Below are 22,597 nucleotides of genomic sequence, written 5' to 3' on the forward strand. Positions count from 1 at the left end.
AAGCCGCTTAGAAACAGATTCAACTTTATATTATTTCATTTGTCAACTTGACAGGGCCTAGTGCACGACTAGGTTTTTTTATTTCATAAATTTAAGCCGCTCGCCTAAAATATAATTTGTTTTTTCACTTGTGAATGTGTATCATTGACATTAGATTCACATGATTATTTGGGTTGGAGGAAGTATTGATGGGGCAGTTCTATTCTGTAGTTTCACAGGCTTGGCAATTTATTTTTCGCCATATGTTGCTACCGGTCACTTTATGGATCGTTTTTTTTATTGTCCTCATCTTGTATGTCTTTTACCGCAAATACCTCCGTTACGCCCAGATCCGTAATCTGCGTCGGCGCAAATATCGCTTGCGTCATCTCATTGTGAGCACGCGCTGGGTTCTCCTATTCATGATCTTGCTGTTAGTCGGCACGCTCACCTACGGCCACTCTGTGAAGCAAACAGATGTCAGTGCGCAGGTTCAAGTAGCAACCGTCAAGAAAAAAACAACTTCGAAAATAGCCAGTAAATCAATTAAGAACAGTTCCAAAAGTAAATCCACCAAAAAGTCGACCTCTTCTAAACAAGCTTCGAATAAATCCACTAGCAGTAAAGCTGAAGGTGTTACTGCCGAACGTTCCGTTGCAATCGTTAAAGGCTATTACGAATCTCATCCCGACGACCAAGCCGCTGTCGCAAAAGAATACCGTTTTCTGAAAAAAACGACAGACAAGTTCGACAGCCAGGTCTTTTTAGTCGGCGGCTTCAATGACACAGGAACGACTTCTGACCCAATTCACGAATATCAAGTTCATTTAGACGGTAAATTTGATATTCTTTATTAATTGCAGCAACCCGTTTTCACCTCTCTTTTAAAAAATCAAACACACTGATAATCACATCCGTGAGCACAAGGATGTGATTATTTTTTTTTGTGCTTCTGAAAATATTTTAAAAAAACTTGTCTAGTTTAGTTTCCCAAAATAATTGTCCTGCATGCCAACTTGTCTAGTTTTTTTCGGCGGATTTGGAGTGTTATGTTATGTAAGCCTTAGCACCTTGTGCTAGTATAAAGTTTGGGGAATAGGCACATGAAAAAATATTTACAAATCTATCGTGATCTATTAAGTGATATTCAATCGAAGAAATATCAAGAGGGGGACTTATTACCTAGCGATACCAAACTAGTTATGCAATATACGGTTTCTCGCGAAACTGTTAGGCGTGCCATTAAATTACTTTTCGACGAAGGCTATATTCAAACGATCCGTGGTAAAGGCAGCATTGTTCTTAATTCCGATCGTGTGACGTTCCCCTTTTCAAGAATCGAAAGTTACAAAGAACTTGTTGCCAACAACCACCTGTATTCAGAAAATGATATTCTGCAGATGACGGATCATGTGGATGTACCTGCCAACTTATTGTTCGGCGCACCAGCGTTGAAAGCACAACGGATCGTACGCAGACGAGTCGTTAATCAAGTCCCGACTATTATTGACTACGATTATATTAACGAAGAAGTCGCAGCCAATATTCCCAAGCAAGCAGCCTTAAATTCTTTATTCTATTATTTCGAACATGATTTGGGATTGAAGATCAATTATGCCATCAAGCATATTACGGTCGAGTCGGCTGATTACGACGACCTGAAATATTTGGACATCGACAAGCATGTGCCAATTTTAGTCGTACGTAGTGAAACACGCCTTTCAGATAATCGCATCTTATCTTACACGGAATCACGGCACCGCGCGGATAAATTCAGCAGCGTCGAATTTGCCCGCCGTCACGAATGAAGGGAATGATCATACACATGTTTCATTTTGGTAAAAAGCCAGCTGACGATGATCAGCTATACGCACCAGTTACTGGTGAAGTTGTTAAGTTAGAAACTGTTTCCGATCCTGTTTTTGCACAAAAAATGATGGGTGAAGGTTTCGGCGTGAAGCCAGACGTTTCGGTCAGTACAGTTGTTTCACCTGTTGCGGGCGAAGTCACTTTGGTTCAAGGGCATGCAGTTGGCATTAAACGTGCTGATGGCCTCGAGATTTTAATTCACTTGGGTATCGATACCGTTTCACTGAAGGGCGCGCCTTTTGAAATGTTGACTAAAGTCGGCAAAGTTGTTAAAGGCGGCGATCCACTAGTGGACGTTGATTGGGATCAAATTAAAACTGCTGGGCTAGATAATGTGGTCTTAGTTCTGATCACGAACACAAACGATGCCCTGGAAAATATGGATGTTAATTATGGGGACAACCAAAGTGGCGCGGTTGTGGGTAAAGCAATCGCAAAATAGAGTTAATTTGGAGGAATTAGTTTATGGCGAATAAAGATTATAAAGAACTCGCTGCCGACATTATCAAAGACGTTGGTGGCCCTGAGAACGTGGATAAAGTTATTCACTGTATCTCACGTTTACGGTTCTATTTAAAAGATGAGAAAAAAGCGGACACAGACAATATTCAACAACTTGATGGTGTTGCGGGTGCGTTATATAACGCCGGTTTAGGCCAATACCAAGTTGTTATCGGGCCTGCTGTTCCCGACGTTTATGATGCTGTAGTCGAACAATTAGGCGATGGCGTTGTCGACGAGAAGGCCACTTCAGAAGCAATTGCTGCTACTGAAGCCGCTAATGCGAAGCAACAGAAACCTAAGAATATTTGGGAATGGATCACTCGTGGTTTCCAATTGTTAATTGGAACGATCACAGGTTCAATGATTCCGATCATCGGATTGTTAGCTGCATCAGGTATTTTAAAAGGTTTCTTGACCTTATTCACATTTAACTTAAACTGGATCGATGCTAAATCGACCACTTATATTATTATTAACGCGATGGGTGACTCGGCATTCTACTTCTTGCCGATTTTAGTCGGTTACACCGCTGCTAAACAATTGAAGTCTGATCCAATCATCGTTGCTGCAATTGCCGGTGTTTTGATTCACCCTTCTATTGTGGCTTTGTGGGAAGCACCAACTAAGGGTATGTCGACTTTATTGGGAATTCCAATGAACGCAACATTCTTTGGCCTACCAATTCACATCCCCCAGTACACTTATTCAATTTTCCCAATTATCTTCGCGGCTTGGTTAGCGCGTCCGGTTGGTAATTGGTTCAAAAAAGTATTACCGATCAGTTTACGGTCGATTTTCCAGCCTTTATTTACAATGTTCATCGTTGCGGCTGTTGTCTTAGTTCTCTTCGGGCCATTGATTTCATTGATTTCTGCTGGATTAGCCGCAGTCATCAACCTCTTAGTCACAACTAATGAGGCTGTTGCCGGATTTGTCATTGGTGGTTTCTATCAATGCTTAGTCATCTTCGGGTTGCACTGGATGGTTGTGCCGCTGATTTCCAACGACATTGCTTCAACTGGTCACTCTGTACTAAACGCCTTAGTTAACTTTACAATGATTGCGCAAGGTGCCGGTGCTTTGGCTGTTTGGGCAAAATCAAAACGTGCTAACATTAAAGGTTTGGCCATGGCTGGTGCCCTCTCAGGGTTCGCTGGTGTCACTGAACCTGCTATGTATGGTATTAACTTGAAATACGGTAAAGTCTTCTGGATGGCTAATATTGGTGGTGCCATCGGTGGTTTCGTCGCCGGTTTAATGAAGATCGATATGTTCGGGTTCACCGGTTCATTGATCGGTTTCCCATCATTCTTCTCCAAGACCAATCCTAATAACATCTGGGCATTCGTCATTGCCAGTGTCATTACCATAGTCGTTTCCTTCGTCTGTGTTTACTTCTGGGGCTTCAAAGACAGCGATGTCGACGACGCCAAGAATGCACAAAAGAAGAACGTGTTTAAAGAAGCAGTTAATAACTAAAGTTGTGAGCCACCACGGGTTGAAATCACTGTCTAATTGATGGCAAACACGATTTAGTTTTTACTGAATAATTGCACTAATAACTCAAAAATCTGGATGATTGCAATTAGGGTCATTCAGATTTTCTTACTTAATTCCAAAAATAGTTTCGTAAACAACATATCAGGAGGAATTTCATGACTAATAATGACTGGCAAATCGTTTATACAAATCTGCCTAAGGGTGTTGAATCCTATGGCCAGGAATCACTACTAACATTGAGTAACGGCTACTTAGGTTGGCGTGGTGCTCCAGTGATGTCTACTTTTACCGATGACAACTATCCTGGCCTTTACGTTGCTGGTGTCTTCAATCAAACATCGACACCTGTTGCTGGCAAGGCGGTTATCAACGAGGATATGGTGAATCTGCCGAATCCTCAACTGATCAAAATTGCCATCGATGGCAAAATTGTCGACTTTCAGCCAAGCACGCGTCGAGCAGTGTTGAATATGAAAGACGGCACCTTAACTGAGACCTATGAATTCAAATTAGCACAAGGCCTATTAACTCTAACAAGTGTCAAGGCGCTAGATCCTGTTCATTATCATCAACTGGCTGAACAACTCACGATTACTGCAGACTTCTCTGCAAAAATCACGGTTACTGGCGTGATCGATGGTACCGTCACTAACCAAAATGTGAAACGTTATCGTGACTTTAATTCACAAGAATTCGAAGTTGTCAGCACGCGCGATCATTACCTGCACGCTAAAACACTGGCATCTAAACTCGACCTCGTTGTCGGTGCAACGCTGACAAGCGACGCAGCTGAAACAAACACTGACTATCAAAAACAACAAGTTGTTGATACAATCGAAGCCGATTTAACAGCTGGTCAACCACTCGTCGTTGATCGCGTCATGGCTGTGGCAACCAGTTATGAAAATGAGATGCCTTTTGAAATCGTCAATAGTGCCCTCGCACACACGACTTTTGCAGAAGTTTTAAAAGCTAGTCAAGACTATTGGCAAGAAGTCTGGTCAACTAACGACATTGAACTCAAGAGCTCGACTAAAGATCTACAAATGTTGGTTCGCATGAATATTTTCCACTTGCACCAAGCTGCTCAACACAACGCTAACCGAGACTTAGATGCTTCTGTTGGTTCGCGTGCGTTAACTGGCGAAGGTTATCGTGGCCATATTTTCTGGGACGAATTATTCGTCGTACCTTATTACGCGGCCAACGAACCAGCGACTGCTTATGACATCCTTCAATATCGGCTGAAACGTTTGGAAGCTGCCAAGAAAAACGCCGCTTCTGAAAATGAAGCCGGCGCAATGTATCCTTGGCAATCCGGAATGTATGGTGATGAACAGGCACAAATTATTCACTTAAATCCAGTCGATAATTCTTGGATCCCTGACAATTCGCGTCTACAACGTCATGTTTCTCTAGCAGTTGCCTATGACATGTGGATCTATACGCACTTCACAAATGATTATCGTCTGCTCAATAACGGTGGCTTAGCTGTACTTTTAGAAACCAGCAAGTTTTGGCTAAACAAGGTCACTGAACAGAACGGTAAATATCATCTGGCCGGCGTGATGGGACCCGATGAATTCCATGAAGCTTATCCTGGCTCCAGCGAATCCGGCGTTAAGGACAATGCTTACACCAATATCATGTTGGCTTGGTCGTTGAACTGGTTACTAGAATTACAAAATCAATCTGAAGTTGATTTTGCAAAGGTTGCTAGTGAAAATGATTTCTCTGCTGACTTGATTGCCAAGGCAAAAGATGTTGCCAAAAACTTGACACTTCATTTAAATAATCAGGGCGTCGTCGAACAATATGATGGCTACTTCCAATTGAAAGAGCTTGACTTCAAGGCTTACACTGAAAAATACGGTGACATTCATCGTGTCGATCGTTTGTTGAAGGCTGAAGGTAAAGATTCTAATGATTATCAGGCCAACAAGCAAGCCGACTTCTTGATGCTCATGTATAACTTAGGCGATCACGTAACGCATGACTTGATCACCAACCAGTTAGGCTATCAATTACCAGAAAACTGGCTGGCATTGAATCGGGATTATTATCTTGCCCGAACTGTTCACGGCTCGACGACTTCACGTCCTGTTTTTGCCGGCATCGATATTGCACTTGGTCAGACAAAACGTGCCGCTGAATTCTTAGAGATGTCGATCAAATCTGATTATGATGATATCCAAGGCGGCACCACTGCCGAAGGAATTCATATCGGCGTTATGGGTGAAACTTTGGCTGTCATTCAGAATGGTTTTGCAGGTGTTAACTTGCGTGATACCGAGGTTACTGTCAATCCACAACTACCCGCTGGCTGGGAAAGTCTTAAATTTAGCCAACGCTTCAAAAATGTGCTTTTAAATTTTGAATTCACTCAGAAAAACGTTATGATTAAAGCAGATCATGATTCCAGCGTGCTCGTCCTTGGACGAGCGGTTAACTTAAAGGCTGGCGTCTCGCAGGTGATTTCGATTTAAAACAGCTAGATTAAAAACGATCTGGCCCTGGGACGTGAAGTTAACTTAAAGGCTGGCATCTCGCAGGTGATTTCGATTTAGGCCTGTTGGATTAAAGACGATCTGGTTCTGGGACGAGCGGTTAACTTGAAGGCTGGCTTTAGAACGGCTAGATCATAAACATTGTGTTGATGTTGGGTGAGCAATCATCATCCGCTGAATTTTAACAGAGGCATCGCACAAGACAAGCATCTTTGTAACAGGCAAACATCATAAGGAGGAATAATTATTATGGCAAATTTTGACACAATTAAGGGTTTTGCATTCGATTTGGACGGTGTTTTAGCGGACACTGCTAGATTTCATTCTCAGGCTTGGCGGCAAATCGCCGAGGAATTGCACATTCCTTGGTCTGAAGAGCTTGAATCTGGCATCAAGGGGATCGATCGCATGAGTAGCCTCATGTTGATTCTGAATTCTGCTGGCGTTGCTGACAAGTACACTGAGGCAGAAAAGGAAACGTTGGCGACGCGCAAAAATGATCACTATAAAGAATTGATCAGCACCCTAACTCCTGACGATGTTTTGCCTGGTATGCATGAATTCTTAGCTGATTTAAAGGCCAACAATCTCACGATGAGTATTGCATCAGCCTCAAAAAACGCACCGTTTATTTTAGATAAACTACAAATTTCCGATTATTTCGTTGGCGTTGTGGATCCAAGCAAAGTCAAAGCAGGCAAACCAGCCCCAGATATCTTCGCTGAAGCTGCCAAGATTCTAGACTTACAGCCAGAAGAAGTTGTTGGTTTGGAAGACTCAGAAGCAGGCATCACAAGTATTAATGAAGCTGGCGAAATTTCCGTTGGGATTGGCGACGCAATGCAGTTACACGCTGCAAAAATTAATTTCGCAAGCACCAATGATGTCAACTTGGCACAAATCAAAGCACATTTAAACTGGTAATATTGCAAATGAGCCAAACAAAAGGTCCAAAATCGGTCAGATCTGACCGATTTTGGACCTTTTTATTTTTTTGCTTAATGATTAATAATCCTAAAGACCACATATTTAGTTGCTAATCATTTCGATATAGTTAACTCTTGTAATGTGTTTAATTATTCCGTCAATCCCGCTTCTGAAGCAATGATCTGCATATCACCCTTCAATTGCCAAGATTTAATTTCGTTTGGCAAAATGAAATGGTCACCTTTATTAATTTCGTATGTGTGATCGTCGCAGGTGATTTCCCCCTTGCCATCAACCACAGAAACCAATGTATACGGTGCTGCTTCGCGGTGAAGTGATAATTCGCCATTAACACGCCATTCATAAACGCTGAAGAATGGTGATAGTGGTGCTGTAACGAATGTCTTAACATAAGAATCGCCATAGTCTTTTTCGGTAATGTTTAATTTAGGATCCACATGTGGAACCGTCGTGACATCGATCGACTGTTTCAAATGCAAATCGCGTTTTTGACCACTTTTTTCATCGACCCGATCATAATCGTACAAGCGATAAGTCGTGTCACTACTTTGTTGCGTCTCCAAAACGACAATACCTTTATTTAACGCGTGAATGGTGCCACTGGGAACGTAAACAAAGTCACCCTTCTTAACTGGGTAGTGTCGCAAGAGATGCTCCCAATCGCCGTTGTCGATCATTTCCTTCAACTGCTCGCGAGTTTGCGCGTGGTGGCCATAGATCAAATAAGAATCTGGCTCCGCGCTCAAGACGTACCAGCATTCCGTCTTTCCCAATTCATGCTCGTGCTCTTCAGCATAAGCATCATCGGGATGGACTTGAACAGATAGGCTGTCTTCAGCATCGAGAATTTTCGTCAACAGTGGGAAAACTTCGCCCTTAGCATTACCGAACAATTCGCGGTGTTGATTCCAGAGCTCGGCAACGTTCAATCCTTTATAAGGACCGTTTTTGACCGTGCTAGGACCATGTGGATGCGCAGAAATTGCCCAGCATTCACCGATCTTACCATCTGGTAATTTGTAACCCCAGTCGGTTGCTAACTTACGACCGCCCCAGATTTTTTCTTGAAAATAGGGTTCGAGAAATAATGGTTCCATATTTTTAGTTTCCTTTCTTTGCGCTTAATTTTATGCGGTTCCGGCGAGTTTGTGGTGAAAATAATACCCCACGGAAACTAGGCTATAATTCCGCACCGTTAGTCTTGATCACGTTTTTCAACCAGTGATAGCTCTTCTTAGGCGTCCGTTTGAGATCGCGCAGATCTTCATTCGTGCGGTTAACGTACACAACGCCATAACGCTTGCGCATATCGCCCTGCGAACTGAGAATATCAATCAATCCCCAGCCGAGATAGCCGACAACATCCACGCCGTCGATCTCGATGGCATCCTTCATAGCTTGGAGATGGTCGCGGTGATAAGCGATTCGATAATCATCTTGGATCTCATTTTTGCCGTCCCATTCTTCGATAACGCCAATGCCGTTTTCAATTGGGAAAATTGGTTTGCGATAACGATTCCACATTTTGCCAATAATATTGCGGAATCCAAGTGGATCGATCTGCCAATTCCATTCGGTCGTCTTCAGATTCGGATTATCTTGATAAAACTCACCAGAATGTAACAGCAGATCAGACAAGTCTTTAATTTTATCCGCGCTTAAAGTTGTCGAACGATAATAACTAAAGGGTAGAAAATCGCTGTGCTGATCTTGAACGATCGTCAAATCGCCGGGTTGAATAAAATCAAAGTGATTTTGTGCGACTACATTTAAGAATGCTGGCACATAACCTTTACCATTGAACGCATCCAACAAATTATAATTATAGAATTGATTGATTTGCTCCGTATAAAAATTATCCTTAGGCTTCGAAGTGGCCGGATATAATTCAGTGTAAGCTAACATCCCGCCGATTTGATCGTCCGTTTTTTCATGGAGATACTTCGCAACGCGCGCATGAGCAAGCATGACGTGATGCGTGATCGTCAAAATATTTTCTAACGTTTCTTCGGTGTCCAATGCGCCGGCATAGGTTGTGCTACCAGGCATCGAATAAAGATTCTGTTCGTTGAACGTCAGCCAATATTTAACGCGATTGCCGAAAAGATCGACCATTTTTTCACCGTAACGTACAAAATCGTCTACCACTTCACGGCTCATGAAACCTTGATATTTCTTCGCCAAGTTCAGTGGCATATCGAAATGATACAAGCAGATCATCGGTTCGATACCACGTGCAATTAAGGCATCGATGAAATCATTGTAAAACTGGATTCCTTCTTCATTGAAAGCACCCTCGCCGTCAGGTTGCACGCGGCTCCAAGAAATCTGGAAACGATAGCAATTCATGCCTAAGTCTTGCATTAAGTCGAAACTTTCGGGATAGCGATGGTAATCATCCGTGGCAACTTTCCAATCAGACCGATTCTTGCCTGCCGTCCGAATATCATAAACAGATGGCCCCTTGCCACCTTCATCAAAGGCACCTTCTGTTTGCATACTTGAAACAGAATTGCCCCATAAAAAACCTTTTTTCAAAGCTGTATTTGTCATATTAACCTCCAGCAAATTTAAATTCACGCTTACATTTAATAGCCTATCAGCCTTTAAAAATAAAATCAATGTTTTTTATCGAAAAGACTAGACTTTTATTTGCAGAACTATTAGCATAAAATCAAAGGCAAGCTCTGTCGCATTTTTTTCATCACGAAATCTATGAACTAGGAAAATAAATCATGAACAAATATGAAAGCATCGCCAATTTACTTAAGCAGCATATCCGTGACAATACTTATCCCATCGGTTCGTTATTGCCGAGTCAAACTGACTTAGCCGACCAATTTCAAGTCAGTCGAATGACGATCAATAAAGCAATCAACATCTTGACCATGGAAGGTTTCGTTTCCGCACAGCGTGGTTTTGGGACGAAAATTATGAACCGGCCGTTTTGGAATAAGAATGTTTCGCCAGTCGATCAATATAACGGTCTGTCCGCAGAAATGCGACAGTTAAATCGACCAATTGAAAGCCAGATCATCGATTTCAACGTTGATTTTCCCGACGCCGATGAGCAAGAACATCTGACATTGACCGCGCAACAGCCAATTTATCGAATCATTCGCCTGCGGCTTGTCGATCACGAGCCTTACTTATTGGAGCACACGATTATGCCAGTGGAACTCGTGCCCAATCTGACCGACGAAATTCTCCACCATTCAATTTATGATTATTTGCAAAATAAGCTAGGCCTGCAAATTGCTGGTGCTTATCGCAATATCCAAGCCGCTAAACCCGATGAATTGGATATGAAGTATTTGAAGTGCCAACCAGATGATCCCGTACTTGAAGTGGCACAGATGGTCTATCTCAAGAATGGTCAGCCCTTCGAATACTCCCACAGTCGCAATCGATATGATAAACGCAGCTTTACGGAATTGAATTTGCGGAAGTAGTCAATTTTTTAATCGAGTATCATACTTTCCTTCAAAATAAAATGGTTGAATTCTGATTAGAGCTCAGAATCCAACCATTTTATTTTGATCTAACTGATTGTTCCCTATCTCAAGTAGAACTTATGACAATAGTTGTTGTGTCGCAAAATCTTCCAGTTGTTTCAAGGTCTGCTCAGCCGAAAGTTCATTCACGCCGATTGCTGACAAGTATACTTTGATTTTAGGCTCAGTTCCAGACGGTCTAACTGCCAACCAAGAATCATCATCTAGAATCATTTTAATGACGTTTGATTTTGGTAACTTGATTGTTTCTACATGACCCTCAGCATCTGTAGACTGCGAATTCTCAAAATCTTCCATTCGTTTAACTTTCAAGTTGCCGATTTGCTTAGGTGGTTCCTGTCTCAAAGCTGCAATTTTTAATTCAAGTTGATCAGCTTCTGAACTGTTTTCAAATGTCTTCGTCAACAGCTTTTCACTATAATAACCATATTCCTCATACAATTCATGAAGGCGCTGTAACAATGATTTGTGGTTTAACTTCGCATCTAATGCCATCTCGGCGGTTAAAATTGCCGCTTGAATCGCATCTTTGTCGCGCACATACGGCTCGATCAAATAACCATAGCTTTCTTCATATCCAAAAAGATAACGCGTTTGGTCGTGTGCTTCTTCGATTTGCTCGATCTGTTCACCGATAAATTTGAATCCAGTCAACGTTTCGCGGATCTGGCAATAATTTTTACGGGCAATATTAGCGCCCAAATCAGAAGTAACGATTGTTTTAACCACTTGATAGTCATATTGATTCCGCTCAGTCGGGCTCAAACTCCGTAACAAGTAATCTATCATCAACGCGCCCATTTGGTTACCGGTCAATAAATCATAGTGTCCTTCAGAATTCTTGATGGCAACTCCCAAACGGTCCGCATCTGGATCAGTAGCAATTAAGATATCTGCGTTTTGTTCTTGACCAAGTTTTCTGGCCAGATCAAATGCCTCAGGAAATTCCGGATTAGGAAAATGCACTGTTGAAAAGTCGGGATCTTTAACCGCTTGTTCAGGGACAACATGCACATTTTTAAATCCAAGCGAAGCTAATCCTAACGTCACTAAACGTTCACCAGTACCATGCAAAGGCGTGTAAACAATGTTTAATTCGGCACCTGATTGCGTGATCATTTGCTTATTACGAGAAACCTTCTGCAATTGTTCGAGATAAAGTTGTTCAATATCTTCATTCAGGCTGATGATCGAGTTATCAGAAATTTGCTGATAATTGATTGGTAATGACAATAAACTTGCATCATATTGCTTGATTTCAGCCGTGATCGCATTAGCCATATCCAAAGTGATCTGACCGCCATCTGCATCATAAACCTTGTAACCGTTATAGATAGCTGGATTATGACTGGCCGTGATCATGATGCCATTATTAGCTTGGAAATGACGAACCAAGAAAGATAATTCCGGCGTTGGGATCACATGGTCAGCTAAATAAACCTTGATGTGATGTGCAGCTAAGATATTGGCAGATAATACCGCAAAATCGCGAGAGAAATGGCGGGTATCATAACCAATAACAATACTTAGCTCACCTTCATTGTTCTTTTGGATATAATCCGCCAGGCCACTTGTTGCGCGCGCGATCGTATAGAAGTTTAACCGTGACGTGCCGACGCCAAGTTTCGCGCGAATCCCACCTGTACCAAAACTCGCATAGCCACCAAAACGTTCTGCAAGTTCGGACGGTTCTTTAATAGAAACCAGTTCACGCTTCAACGTTTCGTCAAGTTCTGCATCATTTTGCCATTCTCTAAAATTATCTTGCCACATCATTATTTACTCCTATTTACAATTCGTGTTTTGCTAATTTATCTGTCAGTTCAGAAATCGAAAAACGACAAGCCGCCATCGAGGTATCAGAAACACCATAATACATCGTCAGCTGATCATCTTTTAGTGTATATCCACAACCAAAGACAACTTCACCGAAAAATCCTTTTTGTTCATAATCCGCATCTGGACTCAAAATCGGATTTTTAGAACGATAAATAATTTTGGTCGGATCATCTAAATCGAGCAACATTGCACCCATACAATATTTAGATGACTTGTCAGCGGCATGATAAATCTCTAGCCAACCTGCGTCGGTTTTAATGGGTGGCAAACCCGCACCAACCCGGCCATTATCCCAGCCATCTTTAGAACCACTAAACAACCAATGATGGTCGCCAAACGAATGTAGATCTGGTGAAGAACTGATCCAAACATCATTATGACCGGTTGATTTAACCGTCGGCCGATTCAGTGCATAGTAACGACCATGAATCTTTTCTGGGAACAACACCACATCTTTATTATCAGGATTGAAAATAATCGCTTCTTCATGATAGCTCGTGAAATCTGTTGTTGAAATCAACTCAACGCAAATCCCTCGAGAAGATACAGCACTGAAATTCAAATAGTACTTACCATCGATTTTTGTACAACGAGCATCTTCTATTCCGTATGTTTCATAATCATTATGTGGATAAACAAATGCTTGATCGTCAACGGTAAAATGAACACCATCTTGACTCCGAGCAATTCGTAAATACGAAATCGATGTTAAATAATCGAAATCATAGCCACCTTGTTGTGGCCCAATCGTACGACTATCACTGGTATTAAATCGAGTTGCATCATTATCCTTGGTGATGACCTTGGTCGTTTGCGATTCAACATCATAAATCGGAATCAATAATTTGCTTGGATCCGAGTTTAGTGGTCGTTCAGCAACACGCAAGACCATAATTGTTTCATTTGGTAATTGCGCGACCGCTGCATTAAAGGTACCGATCACTTCAAAACCTTCGTTAAGTGGTTTAACATCGGCAGGCGTAATTAATGGATTATCTTTAAATCTTTCAACATGAATCATTTTATAAAACCCCTATAGTGTATCCTGTGAAATCTCTAAGCATTGCTCCTCGCAATCACTCGTTCCACAAAATAGTAACAATTTTTCTTCATTTTTTACAATTCCGGATGTAAACACAACATCTGCTAAATCATCGCGCTTGCTAGGACCGGCAAGAAAATCCTGACGTTCTGCTAATAAATGTTCACCCAATATTTGTTGGCTGGCTAAATCGACATAGAATGCCAACGCATAATAATGACGTTCATCATTGACCATTGAAGCAATATGACCAGCAACAAAGACAACTTGATCAGAAACTTGGAAAATCTGATTAGCACCGCCCCAATTTTCATCCGCAAAATTATTTTTCAATAATGGTGCTGCCACAAGTTCAGACGGAGTGACCTTCTGCAAGTCATCAACAATCAACATGCCGATTTTTCCTAATCCAGCAGTATCACCTTGTGGGCGCGTCAAAATCAAGATTCGTCCATTATTTAGTTGGCAAAGGCGAATATCTTTCATCTTTTTAGGACCAGTCAAAATTAATTCAGTCGTTAAATCAGCTTTAAGCAGATAGAATTCAGTTCGCCAAATCGGGGACTGTGGATCTGTCCAATCTACTTTGACACCGCCTAAAATAACTTGACCATTAATTAACGTGATGAACGGATCTTGCAGTGGTAGTCCAAAGTCAGGAACTAACCTGAACTGTGAAGAACCGATTTGTTCGAATAGTTTGGTCTCAGATAGTTCACTATCCCTTTTTTCAGTACGTCCAGCAAGATAAGTTTTTTGGTTCAGTTCGAAAACAACTGACGTATTATAAACGTCGTCACCATCAACACCAATAAACGTTAACTTAGCCGCACGATCAGCAGACTGATTGAACCGACGATGTTCTTTGACTAATATTTCAGTAGATTTCATCATTTCCTCCATGACGCTTACTTCAATGTATATTGCATACCATCTTGGAAATTACGAGAGAACAGTAAGAACAAGATGATCAAAGGTAATGTTAACAAGACAGATGCGGCATACATTGGACCTGGATAAGTCCCATAAGGACCAAACATTTGTGAGATTAAGACGTTCAATGTTACCGTGCTATCACTCTTCGAAACGATCATATCCCATAACAAAGTCGTCCAACGTTCCGTGTAAAGGAACAAGAAAATAACTGTTGTGATCGACTTAGACATTGGCACGACAATCTTGAATAGAACTTGTAGATCCGTGGCGCCATCAAGCTTAGCAGATTCGATCAACGTATCTGGGATTGCCTTAAAGAAGTTTGTGTACATGAAGATCGCCCACAAACTCACCGCGGTTGGTAAAATCATCCCTTGATAGGAATCAATCCAGCCAATTTTTGTAACAAGCAAAAATTGAGGGATCAGCAAAATAATTGCTGGGAAGAACATTTGGAATAACAGAAAGTTATCAACAAACTTCTTGCCACGAAATTCGACTTTTGCTAGTGCATATGCAACCGTCACAGCAAAGACCATCATTAAAGCCACACTGATCGTACTGACAATAAAAGTATGAAGGAAAGCTGCAATCCATGGTGCTGGTGCAACCGTCACATTATTGCTAAAAAGCCACTGCCATGAACGTAAGGAATAACTTGTAGGAATCAATTTCTTATCAACTTGGTTCCAAGATGCAAACGAATTTAGTACTAAATAAATGAATGGAAAAATCATGATTAAAAGAAAAGCAATCGTGAAGGTATAATTCAAAGTTGTTTTTAATGATTTATGTTTAGTTCCAACCATAATGATGCCCCCACTTCTCAATTAAATTCCTCAATATACCAATCGATAGGAATGTAACAACTGCTGCAATTAAAGCAATTGCAGATGCATATCCAGAATTCAAGTTAACGAATGCCTGATTGTAGATCTCCATTTGCCATGTATTTGTTGCGCCGTTTGGTCCACCACCTGTCAACTGATAAACTTCGGTAAAAATACCAAAGCTAACACCAATTGCCAGAATTAAAACAGTGTACAAAGACGGATACAACATTGGAATCGTAATTTTCCAGAAACGTTGCCAAGGTGTAACGCCATCTAATGCGGCTGCTTCGTAAATCTCATCATTGATGCTATTCAATCCAGAAACCAGGATCAATCCATAATAACCGGACATCTTCCAGGCAATCATGACTGAAACAACAACCAAGGCAGAAGTTGGTGAACCTAGCCAGTCAACATCTAGACCAAGTGTTTCCCGCATCCAAGTACTGATTGGTCCGTTATATGACAAGATACCTTTAACAATCAGTGAAGTAACAACTCCGCTAGAAAGATATGGTAAGAAAAACGCCACCATGAAAAGGCCCTTGAATTTCGGCAAGCGATTGACCAAGACCGCTACCAACATTGACATTATCAACGCCAATGGAACGAAAACAATTAGAAACTTATAAGTGACAAAAAACGCTTGGTGAATTTTTGGATCCATGATTGCTTTGGTGAAGTTTTGCAATCCAACAAATTTGATGTCCGGAGAAATTAGATTCCAGTTGGTCAATGCTAGCCAAAACGACCAGAGCAATGGCAAAAGGAAGAAAATACAGGTGAAAATAATATAAGGACTGCTAAACAGCCAGCCCAATTTATTATTGGTTCGTTTCATGATTATAATGCTCCTTTAATAGCCTTCTCCATGTCATTCCATGCTTTCGTAGGTGTCTTTTTACCTGTTAATGCAGGAATCCAACCTTCATTACCTAACTTCTCTTGTAAATCGTTATATGAAGCATTGTCCATTGCTGGAATTGCGTTCGGTACATTCTCAGCATAAACTTTCATTTCTGGATTCTTATCGAAATAAGTCTTAAACGCTGCGTTAGTCGAAGCATCATCACGGGCTGGCAAGAGAGAAGTCGTATTCAATAATTTCACATCATTCTTGACGTTGCCCATTGTAAAGTTCATGAATTTCAATGCTGCTTTTTTCTGTGCCGTTGTTGCTTTAGCATACAGAACTACACCCTTAGCATCTGCATAAGTCTTGATATTTTTAGCATTCTTCATGCTATCAGGAACTGGAACGCTAGTAATCGTATAATTCTTATCGAATTCTAAGTCAGGATATTTTTCTGCCCAGTTAGGGAATGTCCATGGCCCGATAATATTCATTAATGAAAGCTTAGTTTCAAATGGATCCGTTGTTTTCTTAGTAATGAATTGGTTATCCTTGTATAGATTTTGAACAAATTCAAATACTTCCTCACCGGACTTTTTATCGCCAACAAACTTGCTCCCGTTGACAAAGCCAGCACCGTCACTTGCTGCATCATAGAATGGGAAGAAATCAAACCAGCGTTGATATGCAGTTGGATCCGTAGCAACTGGATTTGCATAAACAACTTCTTTTGAATTCTTAGCCTTTAATGCTTTAGCAACAGCCTCAACATCGCTATAAGTTTTTGGAACTGTATTGATCCCTAATTCTTTCAGTGAATCTAAACGCCAACCGACTAACATCGGGTTGGAATACAGCGGAATTACATATTGATTACCGTCAGAGAACTTCCAGCTTTTAATAGTTTTGGTCATATTCCGATTTTTAACCAAAGAACTCATCGTTGATTTGGTGGAAACGTCGCTGTTCAATGGCACAATAGCTTTACTTTTAGATAATTGTGCAGCAAAGCTTCTCGTAATATTCTCAGACATCGTTGGTGCGGTACCTGAAGCAATTGCTGATTGAATTGTCGCCTCAGATGTTGGGCTTTCCTTCATTTGAGTAACCTTAACGGTAATATCGGGATTCTTCTCATGGAAATCCTTTGCCATTTGTTCCCAATATTTAACTTGTGGTGGATTTGGTGCTGCCCAAAATGTAATTGTTGTTTTCTTGCTATCTGAAGATGAACTGTTATTACTATTGCCACACGCCGATAATGCTATTACTGACGTTGCTAGAATAGCAACTGTAGATAATACTTTTGTAAACTTCATTATTAAATCCCCTTCCGCCCTGAAAGCGTTCTTAATTACAAAATACATTATAGTTTCGTTATAGTAATTGTGTCAAGTAATTGTTTATAAATATTTATATACAGCCTTTAATTTAAACGATAACTTGAAAACACACAAACATTATTCTATAATTACAGTAATGTTAATAATTAAGTTGGGGCGCAAATATGAAAATTACAATGCAAACGGTCGCTGATCGATTAGGTGTTTCAAAAAATACCGTATCACAGGCTTTGAGAAACAAAAACACAGTCAGCTCTCAAACTAAAGACGCTGTTTTTCAAATGGCAGATAAATTAGGTTATCAATATCAAAAAGAAACCAAAAGTGAAGCAACCACTGGCAACCGGTTCGCAATTATTGCCAGTGAATATACTTTATCCTTCAATAGTTTCTTTGGAATAATTCTCAATAAAATTAAAGAATTAATCGTTGATCAAAAACAAACCATCGATGTTTTTATGATTTCAAAAGAAGACGAAACCCAAGGCAAACTCCCTGAAAAGTTAAATGCAGATAATTATGATGGATTATTCATACTTTCTTTTTTTTCTGATCAATATTTAGATTTATTGAACAGTGTGACAGATTTACCAAAAATATTAATTGATCATCATCGTCCCGGTTTAGAGATCGATAGTGTTCTGAGCGCCAACATCGACGGCGCATACGAAGCAATGTCTTACTTAGCAACCAAAGGTGTGAAAACAGTAGGTTTTATCGGCGAAATCGATCGTTCACCAAGTTATGCTGAACGAATGATCGGCTTCGAAAATGCATTGAGTTCATTGCATCTAGAAACTACTGATCAGTGGACTATTAACCACTTGCCTGAAAATCAAAATTCATTATTTGAAACAATAGCAGCCGTAAAAAAACAGCCCGATGCCTGGTTCTGCGTGAACAATGGGTATGCATTCTCGCTAATGAATTATTTTCAGAGTCACCAAATGAATGTTCCACAAGATATCAAAGTTCTTGCATTTGATGATACCGATCTTTCCCGCATGACTCAGCCAAGAATGACAGTAATGGCAACAGATTTAAACGAAATGGGCAAATCTTCTTATGACTTACTACAGTATAGGATGACCCATCCGGATTCGGTGTTGCGACAAGTTTGTCTCAAGCCAAATCTAATCATTGGCGGTACTGTCTAACTTAATTTCATTCAATCGTTATTGCCTCTGTATTCTCACGCCTAACTTGTGTAAAATATAAATAAGCATATTTGACACTTATTTGCGGTGAAGTCGTTGCCATTTCCCGCACACACACATTAGGAGTTTATACTTTGAAAAAAATCTACGTCTTACGTGGCGTTCCCGGTTGTGGCAAGTCTACCTTTATTCGCCACTTTCATCTGGAACCCTACACCGTTTCTACCGACAATCTGCGTTTGCTTTATAGCAATCTCAAGACGATTTACGACGAGAAACAGGGTCGCATTCGCCAAGTGATCCCACAGGATTATAATGAACAAACTTTTTCACTACTCGATAATCTGATCCGCAATAAAATGGCGCGCGGCGAAACTGTCGTCGTGGATGGCACCCATCTTTATCCCAACGCTTTCGATCCTTATCAAGAATACGCGCAGACCTATCATTATGAGGTGATTTGCATTGACTTTACGCAAGAAGGTAATCTCAACGAGTTATTGAAGCGGAACGTTGCGCGCATCGATTATCGTTGGATCGATCCAGAAATCGTCACCCGTATTTATAAGTTTGCCAAAAGTCATCCCCGCCTGCCGCGCTGGGTTCATCAAATCACCCCTAGCCAATTTCCCAATTCTCTTTTTCAAGGCGAAGTTGACCTCTCAACTTATCGCAGTATCGCAATTATTGGTGAAGATGCCAATTTCCGTGGCACATTAAAACCCCACGAATTTTATATTAGTTTCAATCACACATTCGCTCAGAAACATCGCCATTCGAAGGATGTTATTTTTATCAACCGTAATTTATCTACCATTAAGGATCAAAATGCCTATACCGTTTTTCCGTTTAGTTTCAAAGGGCAGCATTATCTGGCAACGAGTCGCACTCTGCGTAGCGACTTCATTGGTGAAGTTAAAAACATCAACGGCCGCCATTACTACAACTTTGGTTTATATAACTTGCAAGACTTCATGCAGGAATTTCCGCTCGACAAAAGTCACATCAAGCAAATATCGTTGAATAGTTTCAACCAAAGTAGTATTAATAGATTAGCGTAACAATTAGAAGGGGAGTTAATAATGTCTCAACCTATAAAAATGGCTTACTTATATGAAGACTTGATGAACACATATGGTGATAGTGGCGATGTCAAAATACTCCGCTACCTACTTAATAACCAGGGTTACCAAGTTCAAGTCGATAATATTAGCTTAAATGATGAATTCGATACAAATGAATACGACTTTGTTTTCTTCGGTGGCGGTCAGGATTTCGAACAATCGATCGTTGCTAAAGATTTACAACGACATCGCGAAACCTTACAAGATTATATTGAAGCTGGCAAACCGATGCTAGCGATCTGTGGCGGCTACCAATTATTAGGCGATTATTATCGCATGAGTGATGGCACAACCATCGACGGATTGGGCATTCTTCCCCTGCACACCATCTTTAAAGCGGATAGTCGCATGATCGGTAACACGCACGTTAAAACGCCCTGGGGCGATATTAGAGCCTTTGAGAACCATAGTGGACGAACGTATTTCGATGAAGGTTCTGATCTGAAGCCACTCGGTGAAGTGATCGAAGGTTACGGCAATAATCCCGAGGATAAGCAAGAAGGACTTCATTACAAAAATACGATCGGCAGTTATTCGCACGGCCCGATTCTGCGTAACGATAATATTGCCGAAGCAATTGCCAAGATGATCATTGAGAATCACCAAGCACGCGTGCAGGCTTTGGAGAAATAAACTGGGTTGCACGATGATGGTAAAGCATGTAAGTTTTGAACGCTTTATTTACGTGAGGTAGGATTTAGTTTGGTTCCGTCAGAACGCTGCAGAAAAATGTTGCACCTCGCTGTGGGGATGACTTCAAGCCTTTTGAAGCCCACAAAAGTCTTGAAGATCACCCTTGTTCTAGCGGGACTTGGGTTTAGCTGGTAACTGAATTCTTGCTCAACTTATCCGAGACTATTTAGGAAATTATTTGGTCCCGCAAGAACAATTTCACTGCGAGGCGCAACTTTTTCTTCCGCGTTCTGACTCATCTCGGCGACTTTATAGTGGTGAATTCTGATTAACGTCTAGTCCTGTGCGACTGACTTGTGCCGCAACTTTAATTTGTAGAGGACGAAATGCGGACTTGATCATCACACAAACTCTTAAGCTGAACTATTCTGAGTAATGGCGACAATGTCAATCAAATTCAAGGAACCTTGTTATTCAGATCCCAGCCTAAACGAAATAAGTTTAGGCAGAAGTTGCGGAAGAAAATAGTGGGATTGCAGTGGTATTTCTGTTAATGAGCGTACTTTGCGAATTTACAGAAAGGGAAAATGTGAGATCTTCCCGGTTTTGGAAGATCTTACATTTTAGGCGGAAGAATTTCCGTACTTTGGAAATCCTGCAGCCGTCCCCACAGCAATTTCCCACTATTTTCTGGAGCAACTTCTGCCGCAGGTAGTCAAATTTATTAATATCTCCGAGAAACTAGTCAAATCGACTAGTTTCTTTTTATTTTTAACCACAAAACCACCAAAAAAATCTAATTCTCCCAATTTGAATCACACGAAAAAAGCACAACTCATCTTTTTCGAGGCCAAAAATCATGCATATTTTAAAAAAATGACGTTTTTTATTCATTTTTACCAAAAAAGGCCCACTTTCCATTACAAAAAAAAGTCATTTCTTACAAAGACCGCTGAAACTGTAACTTAACTGAAACTCCACACGCATACTCATATGATATTCTATAAACATTGATAAATTGATAAGCGAGTGATTGCTTAACAGTTTAATTCTATAATCCTAAGATTGTTAGATGATTCATTGCTAACAATTCAATTCTGAAAAGGTAGGTTATTCTCTCTATGAAATTAACTAACACACTCAAGCGCAACTTTGCATTAGGTTTAGGCGCAACAGTTCTAGCAACTAGCATGGCCATTTTAAACCCGGGTCAAATTCACGCAGCGACAGTTACCGTTAAAGCAGGAGATACCGTCTCTGAACTCGCATCAACATACAAAACAAGTATTGCTGCAATCGAAAAAGCAAATGGTATCGGCGCAAATCACTTGATCCTTGTCGGCCAACAATTAAACATCGGCGCAACTTCAGGTACTAGCAAACAAGTTACTGTTAAAGCTGGCGATACGGTCAGTGGATTAGCTTCAGAATACGGCTCAAGTATTTCAGCTATTGAAACAACAAATAATATTGTTGGCCACTTGATCTTAGTTGGCCAAGTGATCACAATTCCAACAGCTAACACAACTGTTGCTCCAGCACAAACAGCTACAACAACACAATCAGCAAGTACTTCAACAGCTTCAACACAATCAAGTACTGCATCAGTTGCTAAAGCTGCACCTGCAACAGCAACGAAATCAACAACTTCAACGGCAACTTCTACAGTAGTTAGTGGTTCAGAAGCAAGTGCCAAAGCTACCATCGCTCAACGCGAATCAGGCGGCAGCTACACAGCTCGTAACGGTCAATATATTGGTAAATATCAATTAACATCAAGCTACCTTGGTGGTGACTACTCAGCTGCTAACCAAGAACGTGTTGCTAACAACTATGTTGCTTCTCGTTACGGTTCATGGACTAAAGCATTAGCATTCTGGAATGCTAACGGCTGGTACTAAGATTCGACTTTAAATAATTAAATAGTTAAAAAAGCGCTTGAGGAATTTGAAGTGCAACATAAAAGTTAGACAAAAATAAATAGTTTTACGCAGCTAAGGTATGTTCTCGGTATT

The 22,597-nt window shown here is 40.8% G+C and carries 19 protein-coding genes; 11 read left to right on the plus strand and 8 right to left on the minus strand.

Going from position 1 to position 22,597, the window contains the following annotated elements:
* The first annotated feature begins 188 nt into the window (after window positions 1-188).
* The 6 genes from EKM67_RS08155 (at window position 189) to pgmB (ending at window position 7,283) form a co-directional block, all read left to right on the plus strand.
* On the plus strand, window positions 189-836 hold the full coding sequence (locus tag EKM67_RS08155) for a hypothetical protein (RefSeq protein ID WP_125578526.1): 648 nt from the start codon (window positions 189-191) through the stop codon (window positions 834-836).
* Window positions 837-1,082: 246 nt separating this feature from the next.
* Window positions 1,083-1,787, plus strand: a complete 705-nt coding sequence (gene treR / locus EKM67_RS08160; protein ID WP_125578527.1) for a trehalose operon repressor — start codon at window positions 1,083-1,085, stop codon at window positions 1,785-1,787.
* 17 nt (window positions 1,788-1,804) lie between these two features.
* Complete coding sequence (locus EKM67_RS08165) at window positions 1,805-2,290, plus strand: PTS sugar transporter subunit IIA (RefSeq protein WP_125578528.1); 486 nt, start codon at window positions 1,805-1,807, stop codon at window positions 2,288-2,290.
* A gap of 23 nt (window positions 2,291-2,313) precedes the next feature.
* A complete protein-coding gene (locus EKM67_RS08170) occupies window positions 2,314-3,831 on the plus strand; it encodes a PTS transporter subunit EIIC (protein WP_125578529.1) in 1,518 nt (505 codons plus the stop codon).
* 176 nt (window positions 3,832-4,007) lie between these two features.
* Window positions 4,008-6,338, plus strand: a complete 2,331-nt coding sequence (locus tag EKM67_RS08175; RefSeq protein WP_125578530.1) for a glycoside hydrolase family 65 protein — start codon at window positions 4,008-4,010, stop codon at window positions 6,336-6,338.
* Window positions 6,339-6,608: 270 nt separating this feature from the next.
* Window positions 6,609-7,283 (plus strand): beta-phosphoglucomutase, encoded by a 675-nt coding sequence (pgmB, locus tag EKM67_RS08180; protein WP_125578531.1) that lies wholly within the window; start codon window positions 6,609-6,611, stop codon window positions 7,281-7,283.
* Window positions 7,284-7,435: 152 nt separating this feature from the next.
* Here the strand turns inward: pgmB and manA are convergent, their stop codons facing one another.
* Both manA and EKM67_RS08190 read right to left on the minus strand, forming a co-directional pair.
* On the minus strand, window positions 7,436-8,404 hold the full coding sequence (manA, locus tag EKM67_RS08185; RefSeq protein WP_125578532.1) for a mannose-6-phosphate isomerase, class I: 969 nt from the start codon (window positions 8,402-8,404) through the stop codon (window positions 7,436-7,438).
* 82 nt (window positions 8,405-8,486) lie between these two features.
* Window positions 8,487-9,860 carry a glycoside hydrolase family 1 protein gene (locus EKM67_RS08190; RefSeq protein WP_125578533.1) on the minus strand — a complete coding sequence of 458 codons (1,374 nt, stop codon included), beginning with the start codon at window positions 9,858-9,860 and terminating at the stop codon, window positions 8,487-8,489.
* Between the two features lie 182 nt (window positions 9,861-10,042).
* On the opposite strand from EKM67_RS08190, the gene EKM67_RS08195 reads away from it, so the two are divergent.
* A complete protein-coding gene (locus tag EKM67_RS08195) occupies window positions 10,043-10,759 on the plus strand; it encodes a GntR family transcriptional regulator (protein ID WP_125578534.1) in 717 nt (238 codons plus the stop codon).
* 120 nt (window positions 10,760-10,879) lie between these two features.
* Here the strand turns inward: EKM67_RS08195 and EKM67_RS08200 are convergent, their stop codons facing one another.
* From EKM67_RS08200 to EKM67_RS08225, 6 genes are read right to left on the minus strand one after another with little or no spacing between them, the layout of a single operon-like run.
* Entirely contained in the window at window positions 10,880-12,598 is a 1,719-nt protein-coding gene (locus tag EKM67_RS08200; RefSeq protein ID WP_125578535.1) for a phospho-sugar mutase, read from the minus strand.
* A 13-nt stretch (window positions 12,599-12,611) separates the two neighbouring features.
* Window positions 12,612-13,682 carry a glycoside hydrolase family 130 protein gene (locus EKM67_RS08205; RefSeq protein ID WP_225417352.1) on the minus strand — a complete coding sequence of 357 codons (1,071 nt, stop codon included), beginning with the start codon at window positions 13,680-13,682 and terminating at the stop codon, window positions 12,612-12,614.
* Between the two features lie 12 nt (window positions 13,683-13,694).
* Window positions 13,695-14,594, minus strand: coding sequence for a DUF1861 family protein (locus tag EKM67_RS08210; RefSeq protein ID WP_164506616.1), 900 nt, complete (start codon window positions 14,592-14,594; stop codon window positions 13,695-13,697).
* A gap of 17 nt (window positions 14,595-14,611) precedes the next feature.
* Window positions 14,612-15,448: a carbohydrate ABC transporter permease gene (locus EKM67_RS08215; RefSeq protein WP_125578537.1), complete on the minus strand. Its 837-nt coding sequence runs from the start codon at window positions 15,446-15,448 to the stop codon at window positions 14,612-14,614.
* Window positions 15,435-16,313 (minus strand): carbohydrate ABC transporter permease, encoded by an 879-nt coding sequence (locus tag EKM67_RS08220; RefSeq protein ID WP_125578538.1) that lies wholly within the window; start codon window positions 16,311-16,313, stop codon window positions 15,435-15,437. Before EKM67_RS08220 ends, EKM67_RS08215 begins: the two co-directional genes overlap by 14 nt.
* A gap of 2 nt (window positions 16,314-16,315) precedes the next feature.
* Entirely contained in the window at window positions 16,316-17,644 is a 1,329-nt protein-coding gene (locus EKM67_RS08225; RefSeq protein WP_125578539.1) for a type 2 periplasmic-binding domain-containing protein, read from the minus strand.
* A 188-nt stretch (window positions 17,645-17,832) separates the two neighbouring features.
* Between EKM67_RS08225 and EKM67_RS08230 the strand changes: the two genes are divergently transcribed.
* The 4 genes from EKM67_RS08230 to apf all read left to right on the plus strand — a co-directional run bounded on the left by EKM67_RS08230 (window position 17,833) and on the right by apf (window position 22,483).
* Complete coding sequence (locus EKM67_RS08230) at window positions 17,833-18,825, plus strand: LacI family DNA-binding transcriptional regulator (RefSeq protein ID WP_125578540.1); 993 nt, start codon at window positions 17,833-17,835, stop codon at window positions 18,823-18,825.
* A 134-nt stretch (window positions 18,826-18,959) separates the two neighbouring features.
* On the plus strand, window positions 18,960-19,886 hold the full coding sequence (locus EKM67_RS08235; protein WP_164506617.1) for an ATP-binding protein: 927 nt from the start codon (window positions 18,960-18,962) through the stop codon (window positions 19,884-19,886).
* A 21-nt stretch (window positions 19,887-19,907) separates the two neighbouring features.
* A complete protein-coding gene (locus EKM67_RS08240) occupies window positions 19,908-20,582 on the plus strand; it encodes a type 1 glutamine amidotransferase (RefSeq protein WP_125578542.1) in 675 nt (224 codons plus the stop codon).
* A gap of 1,121 nt (window positions 20,583-21,703) precedes the next feature.
* Window positions 21,704-22,483 carry an aggregation-promoting factor gene (gene apf, locus EKM67_RS08245; RefSeq protein WP_125578543.1) on the plus strand — a complete coding sequence of 260 codons (780 nt, stop codon included), beginning with the start codon at window positions 21,704-21,706 and terminating at the stop codon, window positions 22,481-22,483.
* Window positions 22,484-22,597: the final 114 nt, after the last annotated feature.

Origin of the sequence: Lapidilactobacillus mulanensis (assembly GCF_003946215.1) — a bacterium.
Classification (GTDB): Bacteria; Bacillota; Bacilli; order Lactobacillales; family Lactobacillaceae; genus Lapidilactobacillus; species Lapidilactobacillus mulanensis.

Excerpts from the sequence above, each read along its gene's own strand:
- EKM67_RS08155 (WP_125578526.1), top strand. The coding sequence starts at position 189 with ATGGGGCAGTTCTATTCTGTAGTTTCACAGGCTTGGCAATTTATTTTT.
- treR (WP_125578527.1), top strand. The coding sequence starts at position 1,083 with ATGAAAAAATATTTACAAATCTATCGTGATCTATTAAGTGATATTCAA.
- EKM67_RS08165 (WP_125578528.1), top strand. The coding sequence starts at position 1,805 with ATGTTTCATTTTGGTAAAAAGCCAGCTGACGATGATCAGCTATACGCA.
- EKM67_RS08170 (WP_125578529.1), top strand. The coding sequence starts at position 2,314 with ATGGCGAATAAAGATTATAAAGAACTCGCTGCCGACATTATCAAAGAC.
- EKM67_RS08175 (WP_125578530.1), top strand. The coding sequence starts at position 4,008 with ATGACTAATAATGACTGGCAAATCGTTTATACAAATCTGCCTAAGGGT.
- pgmB (WP_125578531.1), top strand. The coding sequence starts at position 6,609 with ATGGCAAATTTTGACACAATTAAGGGTTTTGCATTCGATTTGGACGGT.
- manA (WP_125578532.1), bottom strand. The coding sequence starts at position 8,404 with ATGGAACCATTATTTCTCGAACCCTATTTTCAAGAAAAAATCTGGGGC.
- EKM67_RS08190 (WP_125578533.1), bottom strand. The coding sequence starts at position 9,860 with ATGACAAATACAGCTTTGAAAAAAGGTTTTTTATGGGGCAATTCTGTT.
- EKM67_RS08195 (WP_125578534.1), top strand. The coding sequence starts at position 10,043 with ATGAACAAATATGAAAGCATCGCCAATTTACTTAAGCAGCATATCCGT.
- EKM67_RS08200 (WP_125578535.1), bottom strand. The coding sequence starts at position 12,598 with ATGATGTGGCAAGATAATTTTAGAGAATGGCAAAATGATGCAGAACTT.
- EKM67_RS08205 (WP_225417352.1), bottom strand. The coding sequence starts at position 13,682 with ATGATTCATGTTGAAAGATTTAAAGATAATCCATTAATTACGCCTGCC.
- EKM67_RS08210 (WP_164506616.1), bottom strand. The coding sequence starts at position 14,594 with ATGAAATCTACTGAAATATTAGTCAAAGAACATCGTCGGTTCAATCAG.
- EKM67_RS08215 (WP_125578537.1), bottom strand. The coding sequence starts at position 15,448 with ATGGTTGGAACTAAACATAAATCATTAAAAACAACTTTGAATTATACC.
- EKM67_RS08220 (WP_125578538.1), bottom strand. The coding sequence starts at position 16,313 with ATGAAACGAACCAATAATAAATTGGGCTGGCTGTTTAGCAGTCCTTAT.
- EKM67_RS08225 (WP_125578539.1), bottom strand. The coding sequence starts at position 17,644 with ATGAAGTTTACAAAAGTATTATCTACAGTTGCTATTCTAGCAACGTCA.
- EKM67_RS08230 (WP_125578540.1), top strand. The coding sequence starts at position 17,833 with ATGAAAATTACAATGCAAACGGTCGCTGATCGATTAGGTGTTTCAAAA.
- EKM67_RS08240 (WP_125578542.1), top strand. The coding sequence starts at position 19,908 with ATGTCTCAACCTATAAAAATGGCTTACTTATATGAAGACTTGATGAAC.
- apf (WP_125578543.1), top strand. The coding sequence starts at position 21,704 with ATGAAATTAACTAACACACTCAAGCGCAACTTTGCATTAGGTTTAGGC.